Annotated in this window: 18 protein-coding genes; 8 read left to right on the top strand and 10 right to left on the bottom strand. The window is 67.7% G+C overall.

Going from position 1 to position 14,893, the window contains the following annotated elements; genetic code table 11:
- Positions 1 to 36 precede the first annotated feature (36 nt).
- The 3 genes from ACIA49_RS22805 to ACIA49_RS22795 form a co-directional block, all read right to left on the bottom strand.
- On the bottom strand, positions 37 to 840 hold the full coding sequence (locus tag ACIA49_RS22805) for an SDR family oxidoreductase (RefSeq protein ID WP_396379299.1): 804 nt from the start codon (positions 838 to 840) through the stop codon (positions 37 to 39).
- Positions 841 to 932: 92 nt separating this feature from the next.
- Positions 933 to 1,937, bottom strand: coding sequence for an adenosine deaminase (locus tag ACIA49_RS22800; protein ID WP_396379298.1), 1,005 nt, complete (start codon positions 1,935 to 1,937; stop codon positions 933 to 935).
- Between the two features lie 9 nt (positions 1,938 to 1,946).
- The gene (locus tag ACIA49_RS22795) at positions 1,947 to 3,938 is read right to left on the bottom strand and encodes a GTP-binding protein (RefSeq protein ID WP_396379297.1); all 1,992 of its coding nucleotides are present in this window, start codon (positions 3,936 to 3,938) and stop codon (positions 1,947 to 1,949) included.
- Between the two features lie 160 nt (positions 3,939 to 4,098).
- Between ACIA49_RS22795 and ACIA49_RS22790 the strand changes: the two genes are divergently transcribed.
- Positions 4,099 to 4,863 (top strand): phosphotransferase family protein, encoded by a 765-nt coding sequence (locus tag ACIA49_RS22790; protein ID WP_396379296.1) that lies wholly within the window; start codon positions 4,099 to 4,101, stop codon positions 4,861 to 4,863.
- Here ACIA49_RS22790 and pyrH read toward each other — a convergent pair.
- The gene (gene pyrH, locus ACIA49_RS22785) at positions 4,856 to 5,563 is read right to left on the bottom strand and encodes a UMP kinase (RefSeq protein WP_396379295.1); all 708 of its coding nucleotides are present in this window, start codon (positions 5,561 to 5,563) and stop codon (positions 4,856 to 4,858) included. The genes ACIA49_RS22790 and pyrH overlap by 8 nt on opposite strands.
- Positions 5,564 to 5,642: 79 nt before the next feature.
- On the opposite strand from pyrH, the gene ACIA49_RS22780 reads away from it, so the two are divergent.
- Together ACIA49_RS22780 and ACIA49_RS22775 are read left to right on the top strand one after the other, a co-directional pair.
- Positions 5,643 to 6,311: a VOC family protein gene (locus ACIA49_RS22780; protein WP_396379294.1), complete on the top strand. Its 669-nt coding sequence runs from the start codon at positions 5,643 to 5,645 to the stop codon at positions 6,309 to 6,311.
- Positions 6,312 to 6,530: 219 nt separating this feature from the next.
- Positions 6,531 to 7,490 (top strand): small ribosomal subunit Rsm22 family protein, encoded by a 960-nt coding sequence (locus ACIA49_RS22775; RefSeq protein ID WP_396379293.1) that lies wholly within the window; start codon positions 6,531 to 6,533, stop codon positions 7,488 to 7,490.
- On the opposite strand, the gene ACIA49_RS22770 is transcribed toward ACIA49_RS22775, so the two are convergent.
- The 6 genes from ACIA49_RS22770 to ACIA49_RS22745 form a co-directional block, all read right to left on the bottom strand.
- Positions 7,478 to 8,242 carry an SDR family NAD(P)-dependent oxidoreductase gene (locus ACIA49_RS22770; RefSeq protein ID WP_396379292.1) on the bottom strand — a complete coding sequence of 255 codons (765 nt, stop codon included), beginning with the start codon at positions 8,240 to 8,242 and terminating at the stop codon, positions 7,478 to 7,480. The two genes, ACIA49_RS22775 and ACIA49_RS22770, sit on opposite strands and share 13 nt — an antisense overlap.
- Before the next feature lie 105 nt (positions 8,243 to 8,347).
- Positions 8,348 to 8,788 (bottom strand): GNAT family N-acetyltransferase, encoded by a 441-nt coding sequence (locus ACIA49_RS22765; RefSeq protein ID WP_396379291.1) that lies wholly within the window; start codon positions 8,786 to 8,788, stop codon positions 8,348 to 8,350.
- Positions 8,789 to 8,797: 9 nt separating this feature from the next.
- The gene (locus ACIA49_RS22760) at positions 8,798 to 9,301 is read right to left on the bottom strand and encodes an NUDIX domain-containing protein (RefSeq protein WP_396379290.1); all 504 of its coding nucleotides are present in this window, start codon (positions 9,299 to 9,301) and stop codon (positions 8,798 to 8,800) included.
- Positions 9,302 to 9,306: 5 nt separating this feature from the next.
- A complete protein-coding gene (locus ACIA49_RS22755; RefSeq protein ID WP_396379289.1) occupies positions 9,307 to 10,101 on the bottom strand; it encodes an alpha/beta fold hydrolase in 795 nt (264 codons plus the stop codon).
- A complete protein-coding gene (locus ACIA49_RS22750) occupies positions 10,098 to 10,538 on the bottom strand; it encodes a VOC family protein (protein ID WP_396379287.1) in 441 nt (146 codons plus the stop codon). Before ACIA49_RS22750 ends, ACIA49_RS22755 begins: the two co-directional genes overlap by 4 nt.
- Positions 10,539 to 10,543: 5 nt before the next feature.
- The gene (locus ACIA49_RS22745; protein WP_396379286.1) at positions 10,544 to 11,443 is read right to left on the bottom strand and encodes an AraC family transcriptional regulator; all 900 of its coding nucleotides are present in this window, start codon (positions 11,441 to 11,443) and stop codon (positions 10,544 to 10,546) included.
- An 80-nt stretch (positions 11,444 to 11,523) separates the two neighbouring features.
- Here ACIA49_RS22745 and ACIA49_RS22740 point away from each other — a divergent pair, with 80 nt between their 5' ends.
- From ACIA49_RS22740 to ACIA49_RS22720, 5 genes are all read left to right on the top strand, one after another.
- Positions 11,524 to 12,333, top strand: a complete 810-nt coding sequence (locus ACIA49_RS22740) for an NAD(P)H-binding protein (protein WP_396379285.1) — start codon at positions 11,524 to 11,526, stop codon at positions 12,331 to 12,333.
- A 133-nt stretch (positions 12,334 to 12,466) separates the two neighbouring features.
- On the top strand, positions 12,467 to 13,312 hold the full coding sequence (locus ACIA49_RS22735) for an oxidoreductase (RefSeq protein ID WP_396379284.1): 846 nt from the start codon (positions 12,467 to 12,469) through the stop codon (positions 13,310 to 13,312).
- 33 nt (positions 13,313 to 13,345) lie between these two features.
- Positions 13,346 to 13,939, top strand: a complete 594-nt coding sequence (locus ACIA49_RS22730; protein ID WP_396379283.1) for a TetR/AcrR family transcriptional regulator — start codon at positions 13,346 to 13,348, stop codon at positions 13,937 to 13,939.
- 51 nt (positions 13,940 to 13,990) lie between these two features.
- Complete coding sequence (locus ACIA49_RS22725) at positions 13,991 to 14,440, top strand: helix-turn-helix transcriptional regulator (protein ID WP_396379282.1); 450 nt, start codon at positions 13,991 to 13,993, stop codon at positions 14,438 to 14,440.
- Positions 14,441 to 14,445: 5 nt separating this feature from the next.
- Positions 14,446 to 14,865 (top strand): VOC family protein, encoded by a 420-nt coding sequence (locus ACIA49_RS22720; RefSeq protein WP_396379281.1) that lies wholly within the window; start codon positions 14,446 to 14,448, stop codon positions 14,863 to 14,865.
- Positions 14,866 to 14,893: the final 28 nt, after the last annotated feature.

Genomic DNA, 14,893 nt, shown 5'->3' with positions numbered 1-14,893 from the left:
CGATGGGAGGTACTGCCGGTACCCCCCACCTGCGTTCTAGGTACCTGTTGCGGTCGTGGCGATGCCACCGTCGACCGGGACGACGGCGCCTGTGAGGTAAGCACCGGCCCGGCTGGCGAGGAACACGGCGACCCCTGCCATGTCGTCGTCGCGCCCGAGCCGGCGCAGCGGAGCCTTCGCCGCGATCGTGTCACCGACGGCATCGAGCGTGGCCGCCATCATCCGCGACGGGAACGGTCCGGGGGCTACCGCGTTCACGGTCACGTGCTGAGGGCCGAGTTCGCGGGCAAGCACTCTGGTGAGTTGATGCAATCCCGCCTTGCTGCCCGCGTACGAGTAGTTCGGCGACGCGGCGACGTGGATGGCGGCGATACTGCCGATGTTGATGATCCGCGCGGGATCATCTGCGGTGCCCGCCTTGCGAAGGGCGGGGAGCAACGCCTGCACCAGCCAGAACGGCGCCTTGAGGTTGAGGTCGACCACGGTGTCCCAGGCCTCGGCCGGGAAGGTCTCCAACGGCTCGCGCCGCATCGCTCCCGCGTTGTTGACCAGGATGTCCAGCTTCTCCTCGTCGGCCGTGACGAGATCGGCGAGGCGCCGGCATTCGGCGTACTGGGACAGGTCGGCGGGGATCGCTTGCACCTCGCCGAAATCCGACAGTTGCTGTTGTGCCTGCGCACAGGTGTCTACATTGCGTGAGCTGATCACGACGCGGGCGCCGGCCTGCAGCAGGCCGCGCGCGATCATCATCCCGATGCCGCTGGTGCCGCCGGTGACAAGTGCGTACTTCCCGCTCAGGTCGAAAAGTCCTGTGTGACTGGTGAATTGGTGGTCCGTCATGGGTCTCCGTCCCTTGTGCTGTGGCAGCAGGCTGTCAGGAGTCCAGGACGTCTGGGAGACCGTAGTGATCCAGGTACTGGCAGGGCCCCTGATCAGGACTGTGCGGCGTAGGCGTCGACGGCTGCGAGGTGTTCGGCGATGGTGGCCGGGTCGTCGAAGGAGGCGCGGAAGCTGTTCCGCGCGAGCTCGGCCAGTACGGCGTTGTCCAGGCCGAGGTGCTCGTGGACGGCCACGTAGTTGTCGTTGACGTAGCCGCCGAAGTACGGCGGGTCGTCGGAGTTCACGGTGACCACGACGCCGGCCTCGAACAGCATCCGCAACGGGTGTTCGGCCATCGACGGCACCACCTGTAAAGCCACGTTCGACAGCGGGCAGACGGTAAGCGGGATGCCTTCATCACGCAGGCGCGTGACCAGGGCTGGATCCGTCGCTGCGGCGACACCGTGATCGATGCGATCAGGTCGGCACACGTCGAGGGCCTCACTCACGTAGTCGGCCGGGCCGTCCTCGCCGGCGTGAATGGTGGTCCGATAACCGCGGTTGCGGGCGGTCTCGTAGTACTGGGCGAACTTGGCCGGCGGGTTCCCGCGCTCGGCGGCGCCCAGGCCGATGCCGATGATCTGGTCGCCCCAGGGCGCGATCAGGTCCAGCACCTCGAGGGCATCGGCCTGCGACCGATGCCGCTGGCTGGTCACCATCAGGGCGCCGTCGATGCCGAGATCGCGGCGGGCGTCGGCGATCGCCGCCAGCGCACTGTCGACCTGATCGCCGATCGGCACACCGGCCTCGAGGAAGGTCTGGACGCCGAGGAACATCTCGGTCCGCCGTACGCCGTCGGCGGCCGCGCGCGTGAGATAGGCGTGGGTGAGGTCGTAGAAGTCCTGTCCCCGGCGCAGCACTGATGCTGCCTGGAACAACAGGGGGAGAAAGTGCTCGAGCCCGGTGAAGCTGTACGCCGCCCGCAACTCGTCGAGGCTTGACCAGGGCAGGCTGACTTCGTTGCGTTCGGCAAGCGTGAACAGCAGCTCGGGCTCGAGGCTTGCTTCCAGATGAACGTGCAGTTCAGCCTTGGGAAGCCCCGCGATGAAGTCAGTCATGATCCCAGGCTAGATGCGGCGTTGGGTGTGGAGGAGGTAGTCGCGGCGGTTGAGGGGGTTGTGGTCGGTGCGGGGACGGTCGGGCGGGGTGCCGGGGACTGGGTGGTAGTGGGAGAAGGTGGATTCGAGGACGCCTTCGCCTCGGGTGAGGGCGGGGAGTTGTTGTTCGAGTTGGTAGACCGCGGCTGCGGGGATGGCTCCTTCGAGGACCGAGGTGTCGGTGGCGAGGGCCGGTACGTCGGGGATGGCGCGGAGGCGGGCGAGTGCGGAGAGGACTGCGCTCGTGGTGTCGGTCGGGACCTCGAGTTGGAAACGGTGCATGGGCTCGTGGACCGACGTACCGGCTTGTCGGAGGGCGGTCATCAGGACCAGGGGAGTGAGGTTGCGGAAGTCTCCGGCCGTGCTCGACATGCTCTTGTCGAAGACGGCGTGGGCATGACTCTGGCGTGCCGAATATCCGGAGTGCGTCAGGTACACCCGGGCGTCTGGGACTGCCCATCCGTGCAGACCTTGAGAGAGCGTTTCCCGGACTGTTTCTTCGACGGCCTTGATGAACGCGTACGGCATCGAGCCGAGCTCGACCTCCAGCTCGAAGGTCACGCCCGCGTCGACAGGTGCCGGTTCGACGCGCAGGCCGATCGTGGCGAGGAACGGGTTGCCGTCCTTCTTCTTGATCTCGAACGCCGCTCCGACACCGCGGACGCGCTCGACACAGATCGTCGTGGTCTCCCGGAAGGTGACGTCGATGCCGAACTCGGCGGCGAGCGTTGTCTGGATGACCTCCTTCTGCACCTCGCCGTACAGCGAGACGGAGGTCTCCTGCCGCAGGTCGTCCTGGCGCACGTTGATCAGCGGATCCTGTTCGGAGAGCTGAGAGAGCGCTTCCCGGAGTTTCCCCTGATCGCCGAGCCGCTGCGGCGTGACCACGGTTTCCAGCGTCGGCGGCGCAAAGAATCCACCAGCAGCGGCCTGCGCTGGTACGTCGTCGCCGGCGAACACGCGATCACCGATCTGTACGTCGGGCAGTCCCCACAGCTGGGCGATCTGACCCGCGACGACCTGACTGGCGATCACGGCCGCGCCGTTCGCGAACACGCGCACCGCGGTGATCTTCGCGTCGCCACCACTGGCGCCGTACCGGATGCGGTCGCGCACCTGCAGGGTGCCGGAGAACATCCGGACGTACGCGATCTTCTCGCCGGCTGCACCACGCTCGACCTTGAAGATCACGCCGTAGAGCGCTCTCTCGCCCGTTCTCGCCGGTGGCAGCAACGTGCGGATCCCGTTGCTCAGCGCATCGACGCCGCTGCCGGTGATCGCGGATCCGAAGTACACCGGGTGCACCAGGGACTGGGCGGTTTGCTGACCGAGTGAGCGCTGGAGAGCGTCGTCAGAGAGCGCTTTCTCGTTCTCCACGAATGTTCTCAGCAGCTCGTCGTCGTTCTCGGCGAGCACTTCGATCAGCGCGCCCGGGGCCGGATGTGCGGTGAAGGCGGCGGTTCGCGTACCGAGGCCCGTCACCGACCCCATCGGTACGACGGCCGGCGAGAGCTTGTCGGTGATCTCCTTCAGCACACCGTCGTACTGGGCGCCGCGCCGGTCGATCTTGTTCACGAAGATCAGCGTCGGAATCCGCAGCCGCTGCAACGTCCGCATCAGCACCCGCGTCTGCGCCTGCACGCCCTCGACCGCGGACACCACCAGCACCGCACCGTCGAGCACGCTCAACGCGCGCTCGACCTCGGCGATGAAGTCCGGGTGACCGGGAGTGTCGATCAGGTTGACCGTCACCGGGTCGGCCCGGCCGATCGTGAACGACACGACCGCCGACTTGATCGTGATCCCACGCTGGCGTTCCAGCGCGAGGGAGTCGGTCTGGGTACTACCGTCGTCGACGCTACCGATCTCGTCGATGACTCCGGCGGCGTAGAGCAGCCGCTCGGTCAGACTGGTCTTACCGGCGTCGACATGCGCCAGGATCCCAAGATTCAGTACTTTCACGCAGCCTCATGTCCTCAGAGCAGATGTCCGTTCCTTCCATGACAGACAGGACGTGAGATCGCACGATGTACTCCTTGGCTCGGGTTCCGGACAACACTCCGAGTAGACCAACGCGCCCGAGATCCGTCCAAACGTTTTAGCCCCCAGCTAAAGGAGCCCTGTGCAGCCAGCTGAAGCCAGCCAGTACGCCGCCGCGGTCCTCGGACCGATCGAGTCCGTCGAACCCGTGCAGGGGTTCGTCGGCAACCAGACGTTCCGCCTCCGCGCCGTCAACGGCGCGACCGCCTACCTGAAGACCGGCGCCACGATCGCCGCCGAGTCCCACGCTCTCGAGAACGGCCAGCGCCTCGGCATCCCCGCACCCCGCGTTCTCGCCACCGACCTGGCCGTGCCCTACCTACTCATGGGCGAGCTACCTGGCGCACCGTCCGACGCGCCCGCGGTAGTCCACGCCGCCGCAGGACACCTGCGCGAACTCCACACTGTGCACGCCGAAGCCGACTGGCCGGCGACGCTGCAGGCACCAGTGGACGCCCTCGACGACCTCGTCCCACCGGGCCTCGCCGACCAGCTCCGGAGAGCGCTCCCTCCGTTCATCGCGCAGGTCGCCGACGTGACGCCGGCCCTGCTGCACGGCGACCTACATCTAAGGCACCTGTACGCCGACGCCGACCAGCTGACCGGGATCCTCGACTGGGGCGACAGCCTGTACGGCGATCCGCTGTTCGACGTCGCGCGATTCACGATGACCGCGGACACCGCCGTCGTACTCGCCGGCTACGGGCTGACCCCGGACCGCGAGCTCGACCGGATCTTCTCGCAGTACCGGATCCTGTGGTCCCTGATGGCGTTGCGCGCCGAGATCGCCGCCGGTGGGGACTGGATCGAGCCCCACGTACGGCGGATCGCGGCCGAGCTCAGTTGATCAGCGTGCCGATGTGTTTGCCGCTGCTGATGGAGGCGGCAGCGGACGGCCGGTCGATGTCGAAGACGTGCAGTGGCAGCCGGTGGTCGCGGGCCAGGATGAAGGCGGACTGGTCCATCACGCCGAGGCCGCGGTCGATGATCTCCTCGTAGCTGAGGTGGTCGAACCGGGTCGCGTCGGGGAACTTGTTCGGGTCGGCGTCGTACACCCCGTCGGCACCGTTCTTGGCCACCAGGAGGGCGTCGGCCTCGAGCTCGACGGCGCGCTGTACGGCCGGGTAGTCGGTGGTGGTGAACGGCTGACCGTTGCCTCCGGCAAGGACCACGATCGAGCCCTTCTCCAGGTGCCGCAACGCGCGCATCCGGATGTACGGCTCGGCGATGTTGTTGATCGGGACCGCGGTCATCAGCCGGACCCCGTGCGCGCCGAGGGCGGCGAGCCGGCCGCGGAGCAGGACGGCGTTGATGACGGTACCGAGCATGCCGATGTTGTCGGCCTCGACCCGGTCGATGCCCCAGTCCTCGGCGCGGTTGCCGCGGAACACGTTGCCGCCGCCGACGATCACCGCGACCTGGACGCCGGTGGCGCGCAGCGCGATCACCTCGGTCGCCAGGTGCGTGAGGCGGTCGCTGTCGAATCCGAACTCGTCACCCCCAGCGATCGCTTGGCCGGACAACTTGAGCACGAGCCGTCGGTACATGCTGCTCCGTTCACTGCGGATGGCGGTGATGGTCTTTTATCACACGAGAATTGTCGGCGCCTTCGTCTAGCCTCGGCGCATGGACGTATTGACGGTGGAGACCATCCAGGCCGCGGGCCTGGCCGACTGGAGCAAGTTGTCGACGGCGCTGCACGCGCGCTACCTGGTCGGATCGCTCGCGGACGGCCTCGGGTTCGCCCAAGCGGTGGCGGAGCTCGCCGACGGACACGATCCGGAGGTCCGCGCGACCTCGACGTTCGTCGACCTCAAGCTGGCCACGCCCGGCGCGGTGGACAGCGACGGGGATGTCCGGACCACGGTGACGCAGCTCGACGTCGACCTGGCGCGTGGCATCACCGAGCTGGCCGCGGCGCGCGGCCTGAAGGCCGATCTGGACGGCATCTTTCTCACCGAGCTGGGCCTCGACACGCACGACGCGGACGAGATCGGTCCGTTCTGGGCCGCGCTGCTCACCGGCGACGCCGCCAACTACAAGAACCATCTCGAGGTGGTCGACCCCACCGGCCGTACGCCGGACCTGTGGTTCCAGAAGACGTCCGAGCACGAGACGCCGCGCCAGCGTTTCCACTACGACCTGTGGATGCCGATCGCGCAGGCGCCGGCCCGGATCGAGGCTGCCGTGGCCGCCGGCGGCACCGTCGTCTTCGACGAGTACCCGTCGTTCACCGTGCTCGCCGACGCCCAGGGCAACCGCGCCTGCATCTGCACGATCAACGGCCGTAAATGAGTGGTCGCGGTGGCCGGTTGCTGGCTACCGTGTGAGCGAGAGCCGCTGCTGGATGCGGTGTTGAGGAGGTACGTGATGACTTGCATGGCAGTCCGGTTGCGTACCAACTCCTCCTTCTGAGCTCTCTTCTGGGCTACCGGACCGGTTGGTGCGTCGCGGCGTTGGCCGCGGGTCCCGTGCGCGCTGCGCACTCCGTACCAGCTGAACCGGAGCTCTGCCATGTCCTCCGTGGACACCCAACTGCATGCTGTCCTGTTGCGCGCGATCACCAGCGTGAAGTACGACGTACTTCGCACCCGCGCGGCTGAACTCTCCGCCCGCTATCGCCAAGCGGGCCTCATCGATACGCTCCCCGCCTTGCGCGATGAGCTCGACTGCCTGGCATACGCCGTGGTGCGGATGCCGGCCACCTACCGGGCGATCCAGGCCGCGTTGCGTGCGGCCGATCTTCATGTGGGCGAGGCGACCACCCACCTCGACCTGGGCGGCGGAACAGGCGCTGCTGCCTGGGCCGCCGCCTCGATCTGGCCGGGCATCCAGACCCGGATCGTCGAACGCCAAGCCGTCGCTGTCGCGCTGGGGCGCAGGCTCAGCACGTGGAGCCCAACTCCCGTGTGGTCGAAGGCGGACCTTCGCGACTGGCAACCGTCGGCCTCGGTCGAGCTGGTGACGGTCGCGTACGTTCTCAACGAGCTGACGGCGGAGACGCGGGAGAGCGTTCTCTCTGCCGCGGCGGCCTCCGCCAGCACGATCGTCGTGGTCGAACCCGGCACCCCGCGTGGATATCGGCACATCGTCGAGGCCCGCGACCAACTGATCCGTCTCGGGTTCACCATCGCTGCGCCCTGCCCACATCAACTCCGGTGCCCGCTCATCGAGCCCGACTGGTGCCATTTCGCTGTCCGGCTGCCGCGCACCGAACTGCATCGGCGACTCAAGGCCGGCACTCGTAACTACGAGGACGAGAAGTTCAGCTACCTGGTGGCGACCACGCGACCCGCGAGGCCGGCGGCTGCCCGGGTCCTCACCCCGCCGGTCCGTCCGAAGAACCAGGTGCTGCTCACTTTGTGTACGTCGGCCGCCGAGCGCGCACAGGCACGGATCCCGAAGTCCGATCCGGAGTACGCGCTCGCCCGTGCTGCGGAGCAAGGAGGTGCCTGGCCGCCTCAGAGGTCGTAGCCGCCGGAGGCTTCGAGCGTTTGGGCGGTGACCCAGCGGCCTTCGGGGGAGAGGAGGAAGGTGATCACGGCGGCGACGTCTTCGGACTCGCCGATGCGGCCGAGTGCGGTGTTGTCGGCGATCGGCGGGATCAGCTCCGGGTGCTGAGCGAAGGCGTCGCCGCCGAGGCGGGTGCGGGTGACGCCGGGAGCGACGGCGTTCACCCGGATCCCGCGGGCGCTGAGCTCCTTGGCGAGGTAGCGGGTGAGCACGACCTGGGCGCCCTTCACACTCCCGTAGACCGAGTACCCGTTCGACGGCCGCGCGCTGAGCAGGCCGGCCGAGCTGGTGGTGAAGACGACCGCTCCACCGTCCGCGATCAGCGGCAGCAGCGTCTGGGTGAGGAAGTACGGACCCTTCAGGTGCACGCCGACCATCTGGTCGAACAGTTCCTCGGTGGTGTCCTCGAACGGAACCGGCGGCTGCCCGACACCGGCGTTGTTGACCAGGAAGTCGAAGGTGTCGCGTCCCCACTTGTCCCGCAGCGCGGCCGAGATCGCGTCCCGGAAACCGGAGAGCGCTCCCTGGCTGCTCACGTCCAGCCGCAGCGCGACCGCCGTACCGCCGTCCTTCTCGATCCGCTCGGCTGTCTCGAGCCCGCGCTCGGCGCTGCCGTGGTAGGTGAGGATGACGCCGATACCGCGCTTCGCGACCTCGAAGGCCGTGGCCTGACCGATTCCGGAGCTTCCACCAGTGATGACAGCAATTTGCATGATCGCGCCTATCTCCTACAACGTCATGGTTGGTTACCTCTCCAGTGAACGTTGTGGGACGCAGGTTTCCGTAGACCAATGCTCGCCATCATTTGCACGATCCTGTCAGGAGGGCGGATGCGCCACGAAACCCGTCTTCTCACCCGAGTCGAAACCACAGGTCCGGTAGTAGGCGTGCGTCGATTCACGCTTGGACCCGGTCAGCAGCATCACCTTGTAGCAACCGGCGTCCCACGCGGCCTGGAGCGTCCCGGCCATGATCGCCTTCCCGAGACCGGTCCCGCGGCGCGCCGAGTCCACGATCACGTTCTCCACCACCCCGTACGGCGCCGCGCCCCGGCTGAGGTTCGGGACCAGGTTCAGGTAGGTCGAAGCGACCACGTCGCCAGCGTCTTCCAGCACGAACAGGTGCATCCCGGGCGTTCGCAGGATCTGGTCGTACGTCGCGACAGCACGCTCTTCCGGGACGATCGGGTCGTTGGGATGCAGTTGCCCGTACAACCGCATCACGCTCGCAAAGTCCGCTGACTCAGCCTCACGAAACATGCTCCGACCCTACTCAGAGCACAGCCGGCTCCAGGTGATCAGGGGTTCCCAGCCAGCTGACGTCTGATGGTGCGATGCGCCCAGGTGCAGCACGGAGCTGTTACCGGAAGCAACGTGTTGGACAACCGGCCAGCCAAGCGCCGAGGTCTCCTCGGGCGCGAGCTCGGCCGGGTCGATCCAGTCCACCGCGCTGATCCGCGCGTCCGCCGTACCCAGCTCGAAGGGCGGTCGTGGTGAGGCTTCGAAGTACACGATCTCGACGCTTCGCCCGCGCCAGTGATGCACGCAGTCGGCGACGATTTGGCCGGGCGTGACAACGACACCGGTCTCTTCGGCGGTCTCGCGGGCTGCGGCTTCGGCGGCCGTCTCGCCGGGTTCGACGTGGCCGCCGGGTACTTCCCAGCGGACCACGCCCAGCCGTTCGTGCCGAACCATCAAGATCCGGCCGGCCCCGTCGATCGTGCAGGTGAAGGCCGTGAGCTGCTGCGGCAGGTTGAGTGGACGGGCCGGCACTGTGGTCAGTCGGCGTCGAGGAACGTGGTGACGGAGTCGAGGACGAGGTTGGTGCGGGCCAGGCCGTTGAAGTGGGTGGTGCCGGGGAAGACGGCCAGTTGCGAGGCCGGTACGCCGGTGAAGTCGCCGTTGGTGTCGCCGCCGCGCAGCTGCAGGAAGCGGACGGCGTGCTCCAGCTTCACCATGTCGCAGTCGCCGACCGTGAACAGCGTGGGCGCGTCGATCCCGCGGATGTCGTCTTCGGACCAATCGGTCACCGAGCCCATGAAGGCGCCCAGTTTGTCGAGCAGCGCCTGCAGGTGTTCGTGGTCGGGGTGTGGTGACTTGGCCAGGTAGTCGGCCTCCATCGGCGTACCGGCGATCATCTCGACCTTCATCGCTCCGACGGCGCCCGCGTTCTCGGACCGCATGCCGTCGACCGTGAACGAGACCGACGAGATCACGGCCTTGCGCACGAGCTCGGGGTGCTTGATCGCGAGCTCCAGAGCAACCGCTCCACCGACGCTGAACCCGAACAGATCAACCTGCGGTACGCCGAGCTCCTGGAGCAGGCCGACGACGTCGGACGCGAGATTGCTGGTGCTCAGCGGGCGGTCGATGTCGTTCGTCCGGCCGTGCGCCTGGAAGTCGACGGCGATGACCTGACGGCCCTCGGCCAGCCCCGGCAGCAGCGCGCCGAACTGCAGGTCGATGTTGAACAGGCCGCCGTGCAGCAGCACCAACGGTGTCCCGCCCGAGCCGTGGATCTCGTAGTACAGCTCCAGTCCGTTGACCGAGGCGAACCCCGTTTGCTTGCTCATGGCACCCCCACCAATAGACAGAACGGATGACCTGCCGGATCGGCCAGGACGTACAAAGGCTCGGACTCTACACCGGTCCGGTCCATCAGAACCTGGGCTCCGAGCTCCTCCGCCCGCCGCCGATGCAGGTGCAGGGCCTCAACCGTCGGTACGGCGTAATCGAGGTGCATCTGCATCGGAACCTCAGGCGACGGCCACGTCGAGCGGGGCAACACATCGGTCCGGTTGACGGCGAGCTGCCGGTTGCCGTCGTCGTCGACCAGCACGAGCCAGCCGGCATCGTCCGCCGTACCGTCCGTCGGCGGCTCGTCGCCCGGCCGGTACCGCAGACCGAGAAGCTGCCGATAGAACTCGGCGAGCTCTCGTGCATCCAGCGCGTCGAGCGCGGTGTGCATGCGCCGCGGGTACGCGCTCTCTACGTTCTCGGAGGTGCTCATGCTGCTCACCTTTTCAGATTTCCGCGCCAGCGTCCGGGGGAGATGCCATGGTGGCGGCGGAACGCGGTGGCGAAGGCGAATTCGTTGCTGTAACCGACGCTGCCGGCGATCGCCGCCAGGGTGAGATCAGTGCGGGAGAGCGCATCCTCGGCGCGTCTCATCCGCAGCTGGGTCAGATAACGCCCAGCCGGTACGCCGACGACGCGTGCGAATTGGGCGGCGAAGGCCGCTCGGGACAGCCCGGCAGCCCGAGACATTGCCGGCAGGGTCCAGTCGAGGGCGGGGTCGGCGTGGAGTTGCTCCAGAACGCTGCGGATCGGTGGGTTCCCGAGTGCGCGGTACCACCCGGGTGCCGCGTCGGTGCTGCGCCACCACGCGCGGAGCGCGTAGACGAGGTTCACGTCGAGGAGGCGGTCGAGGAGCGCTTGCTGACCGGAGTCGGTGGCGCGCGCCTCGGCCGCGAGCAGGTCGATCGCTGCGGCGTGGGCCGGATCCTGATCGCGGCCGGCGACGATCGCGATGCCCGGCAGGCTCTGCAGCAGCGATTCGCCGACGCTGCCGCTCAGCACGTAGGCGCCACACATGACGAGCGCGTCGGCCGGTCCGTCGAGATCCTTCGCAGAGAGCGGTTTCTCGCGCGCCGCTCCGATCGGAACCGTCGGTGCCCCGACTTCGCTCACGATCTCGTACGGCGTCCCGGCCGTCGCGAGCACGACGTCTCGGGGTTGCAGGGGGATCGGGTCGGCTCCGGCGCGCACGATGAAGCCGGTTCCTTCAAGCAGGATGTGCGCGGTGAGGGGCCGGCGGCCTCCGAAGCGCAGGCCCCATGGCCGGACCTGGTGCAGCACCGAGAAGACCGCTCCCTGCGCGCGGGCGCGAGATAGCTCGTCGCTCAAGATATCCACGCCGCCAGCGTAGACGATGGCGAATGTTTGCTGGCGGAAAAGACATTGGGCGTCTCGCTGAGTGCGCCTAGTTTGGGTGCGTGACTACATTTGCCGTCCTCGGCGGGACCGGAAAGGTCGGCCGCCGCCTCACTCGAATCCTGACCACGAACCAGCACGATGCTCGCCCGGTGAGCCGCAGCACTCCCATTCGCTTCGACTGGCGTGACGAATCGACCTGGCCGGCCGCGCTCGAGCGAGCCGAGGGCGTCTTCATCGTCGGGCCAGGGTCGGCGACCGATTGGAGTTCCACGCTGGCCCGGTTCCTGAAGGTGGCCGGCGCGGCCGGCGTGCAGCGTGCCGTGCTGCTGTCGGCTCGTGGTGTGGAGTTCGCTCCCGACGGTGTCGTCGCCGCGGCAGAGAGCGCTCTGCGGGCGGGATCTCTCGACTGGACGATTCTGCGGCCGACGCATTTCGCGCAGAACTTCACCGAGGCGATGTTCGTGCCGGTCGACGGGCGGATCGTCGTACCGGTCGGGGAGGCGGCGCATCCGTTCCTCGACGTCGAGGATCTGGCCGAGGTCGCTGCGGTCGTCCTGGCCGGCGGTGAGTACGGCGGCCAGGTCCTGGAGTTGTCGGGGCCGGAGGCGATCACCTTCGCAGCCGCTGCTGAGGCGCTGGCCGGGAGAACAGGAGAGAGCGCTGTCTTCGTTTCCGAGGGCGCCGAAGATCATGTCGCTCGCTTACGGGCGGCCGGGACTCCCGAGGGCTACATCAGTTGGCGGATGGCGATGCTGAACGGCATTCGGTCCGGCGCGGACGCGTACGTGTCGGACGGCGTTGCTGAGGTCCTCGGCCGTCCCGCGACTCCGTTCGGCGTCTGGGCCGCCCGGGAGGCAGGGACGGCTTGATTTCGATATAAGTGAACTGTACGTTCAGTTCAGATAAGGGCAACGGATCCGGTATCCCGGCGATCGAGCTGTCCGCTGCGGACTTCGATGGGCCCACCGCGCACGGATCCGGACAAACTCTGAAGGGACCTTTATGAGCGTGTGGTTCATTACCGGCGCCTCCCGCGGTTTCGGGGCGGAGCTGGTCGAGAAGGCGCTGGAGGCCGGGCATCAGGTGGTTGCCACGGCGAGAACGCCAGAGAGCGTTCTCTCACGTTTCCCGGCGGCGGGGGAGAGCCTGCTCGCCGTACCGCTGGATGTGACCGATGAGGCCCAGGTGGCGGCAGCGGTCGAGGCTGCGATCAAGCGGTTCGGGCGGATCGACGTACTGGTGAACAACGCTGGGCGTGGGCTGCTCGGGGCGGTCGAGGAGGCAAGCGACGCCGAGGTTCGGGCGGTGTACGACACCAACGTGTTCGGCCTGCTCGCGGTCACCCGCGCGGTTCTCCCGGCACTGCGGGCGCAGGGGGCCGGGCATGTGGTGAACATGAGCTCGGTCGGCGGGTTCAACGGGTCGCCGGGCTGGGGCATCTACGCGTCGACGAAGTTTGCCGTGGAAGGGTTCTCCGAGTCGCTCTCCCACGAGCTGAAGCCGCTGGGCATCGGAGTGACGATCGTCGAGCCGGGGTACTTCCGGACCGACTTCCTGGACGCGAGCAGCCTGCATGCCGCGCAGCACGGAATCCAGGACTACGTGAACGGCCCGGCCGGGCAGACGCGGCTCAAGGCCGCGGCTGTCAGCCACAAGCAGCCGGGCGACCCGGCGAAGGGCGCCGCAGCGATCGTCAGTGCGATCGATTCCGGCAAGGCACCGTTGCGGCTGCAGCTCGGCGGCGACAGCCTCGCCTCGATCGAGAACAAGATCCAGCGGGTCCGGACCGAGCTGGAGGCGTGGCGCCAGATCGCGCTCTCCACCGATCACGACATCGTGCCTGCCTGATCCCGCGACCGGAAGATGATTGAGTAGGGCGCGATGAATGCGAACCGGATCGTCGCCCACCCCAGCGGCGCGCGCAGTGAGCGCGTGCATGCCGCGGTGCTGACCGCGACGCAGGAACTGCTTGACGAGGGCGGCTACCCGGCCGCCACCGTCGATGCGATCAGCCAGCGATCCGGTGTCAGCAAGGCCACCATCTACAAGCACTGGCCGTCGCGTACGGCGGTCGCCGCCAAGGCGTTCGGTCAGTTGATGGCCGGCGAGCTCCCGCTCCCCGACACCGGCAGCACCCGGCAGGACCTGATCGAACAGGTCTGCCGGGTCTCGGCGTTCTACGCCAGCGCGCGCGGCAACGTGTTCGCTCAGCTGCTGGCCGCCTGTGTCGACGACGAGGCCGGAGCCGCTTACTTCCGCGAGTACTTCCTCACCGGCCGCCGCGAGGCCATCACCACGCTGTGGCAGCGAGCCCTCGGCCGCGGCGACGTGAGCGCCGCCCTGCACATCGACGACGTCATCGACCTCCTCTTCGGCCCGCTCATCTTCCGTCGCCTCACCGGCCACTACGACCTCACCGAACCCCACGCTCGCCGCCTCGCCGAGACCGCCCTGGACGGCCTGCTCACCCAGTAGCGGACTCTGAGGATCTGGGAAACGCGCCGGTCGCGTGACAGGATCTTGGGCATGGCGGGGAAAAGTGCTGAGGAGCAGCGGCTGGAGGATCTGGTCCGGCTGCGGCGGGTGCGGGACCGGATCGACCGGGAGTACGCGCAGCCGCTGGACGTCGAGGCGCTGGCTCGCGGCGCCGGGATGTCGTCGGGCCATTTGAGCAGGGAGTTCAAGCGCGCGTACGGAGAGTCGCCGTACAGCTATCTGATGACGCGGCGGGTCGAGCGGGCGATGGCCTTGCTGCGGGGTGGCGAGATGAGCGTGACGGACGTGTGTTTCGCGGTCGGTGGGTCGTCGCTGGGGACGTTCAGCACGCGGTTCACCGAACTGGTGGGGATGTCGCCGAGCGCGTACAAGCGCGAGGTCAGCCAGGCCGCGGCCGGCTTGCCGTCGTGTGTTGCCAAACGCGTGACGAGACCGATCAGGAATCAAGAAGCAGACCAGGCCGCGACCCACCTACTGTGATGGACATGACTACAGCAGGCACCAAGATCGCTACGAGCTTCCTCCCGCACACCGACCCGGACGCGTCGGTCACCTTCTACCGCGACATCCTGGGCTTCGAGGTCCGGATGGACGTCGGCGGCGGCACGATGCGCTGGATCACCGTCGGCCCGGCCGGGCAGCCGGACACCGCGGTCGTGCTGACCCCGCCGTTCGCCGACCCGGGCATCACCGAGGACGAGCGCAAGACCATCACCGAGATGATGGCCAAGGGCACCTACGCCACGCTGGTGCTGTCGAGCCCGAACGTGGACGAGTTCTTCGAGAAGGTGGTTGCCGGTGGCGCCGAAGTGATCCAGGAGCCGACCGACCAGCCGTACGGCGTGCGCGACTGCGCCTTCCGCGACCCGGCGGGCAACCACATCCGCATCAATCAGCAGGCCTGAGACCACGCCCCCGCCTGAGACGGCACTG

It is taken from the genome of Kribbella sp. NPDC051587, from assembly GCF_044453945.1.
In the GTDB taxonomy this organism is placed as follows: Bacteria; Actinomycetota; Actinomycetes; order Propionibacteriales; family Kribbellaceae; genus Kribbella.
The sequence above is the reverse complement of the archived record's forward strand: the minus strand, read 5'-3'. Positions and strand labels throughout refer to the sequence as shown.

Excerpts from the sequence above, each read along its gene's own strand:
- ACIA49_RS22805 (WP_396379299.1), bottom strand. The coding sequence starts at position 840 with ATGACGGACCACCAATTCACCAGTCACACAGGACTTTTCGACCTGAGC.
- ACIA49_RS22800 (WP_396379298.1), bottom strand. The coding sequence starts at position 1,937 with ATGACTGACTTCATCGCGGGGCTTCCCAAGGCTGAACTGCACGTTCAT.
- pyrH (WP_396379295.1), bottom strand. The coding sequence starts at position 5,563 with ATGTACCGACGGCTCGTGCTCAAGTTGTCCGGCCAAGCGATCGCTGGG.
- ACIA49_RS22780 (WP_396379294.1), top strand. The coding sequence starts at position 5,643 with ATGGACGTATTGACGGTGGAGACCATCCAGGCCGCGGGCCTGGCCGAC.
- ACIA49_RS22775 (WP_396379293.1), top strand. The coding sequence starts at position 6,531 with ATGTCCTCCGTGGACACCCAACTGCATGCTGTCCTGTTGCGCGCGATC.
- ACIA49_RS22770 (WP_396379292.1), bottom strand. The coding sequence starts at position 8,242 with ATGCAAATTGCTGTCATCACTGGTGGAAGCTCCGGAATCGGTCAGGCC.
- ACIA49_RS22765 (WP_396379291.1), bottom strand. The coding sequence starts at position 8,788 with ATGTTTCGTGAGGCTGAGTCAGCGGACTTTGCGAGCGTGATGCGGTTG.
- ACIA49_RS22755 (WP_396379289.1), bottom strand. The coding sequence starts at position 10,101 with ATGAGCAAGCAAACGGGGTTCGCCTCGGTCAACGGACTGGAGCTGTAC.
- ACIA49_RS22750 (WP_396379287.1), bottom strand. The coding sequence starts at position 10,538 with ATGAGCACCTCCGAGAACGTAGAGAGCGCGTACCCGCGGCGCATGCAC.
- ACIA49_RS22735 (WP_396379284.1), top strand. The coding sequence starts at position 12,467 with ATGAGCGTGTGGTTCATTACCGGCGCCTCCCGCGGTTTCGGGGCGGAG.
- ACIA49_RS22730 (WP_396379283.1), top strand. The coding sequence starts at position 13,346 with ATGAATGCGAACCGGATCGTCGCCCACCCCAGCGGCGCGCGCAGTGAG.
- ACIA49_RS22725 (WP_396379282.1), top strand. The coding sequence starts at position 13,991 with ATGGCGGGGAAAAGTGCTGAGGAGCAGCGGCTGGAGGATCTGGTCCGG.
- ACIA49_RS22720 (WP_396379281.1), top strand. The coding sequence starts at position 14,446 with ATGACTACAGCAGGCACCAAGATCGCTACGAGCTTCCTCCCGCACACC.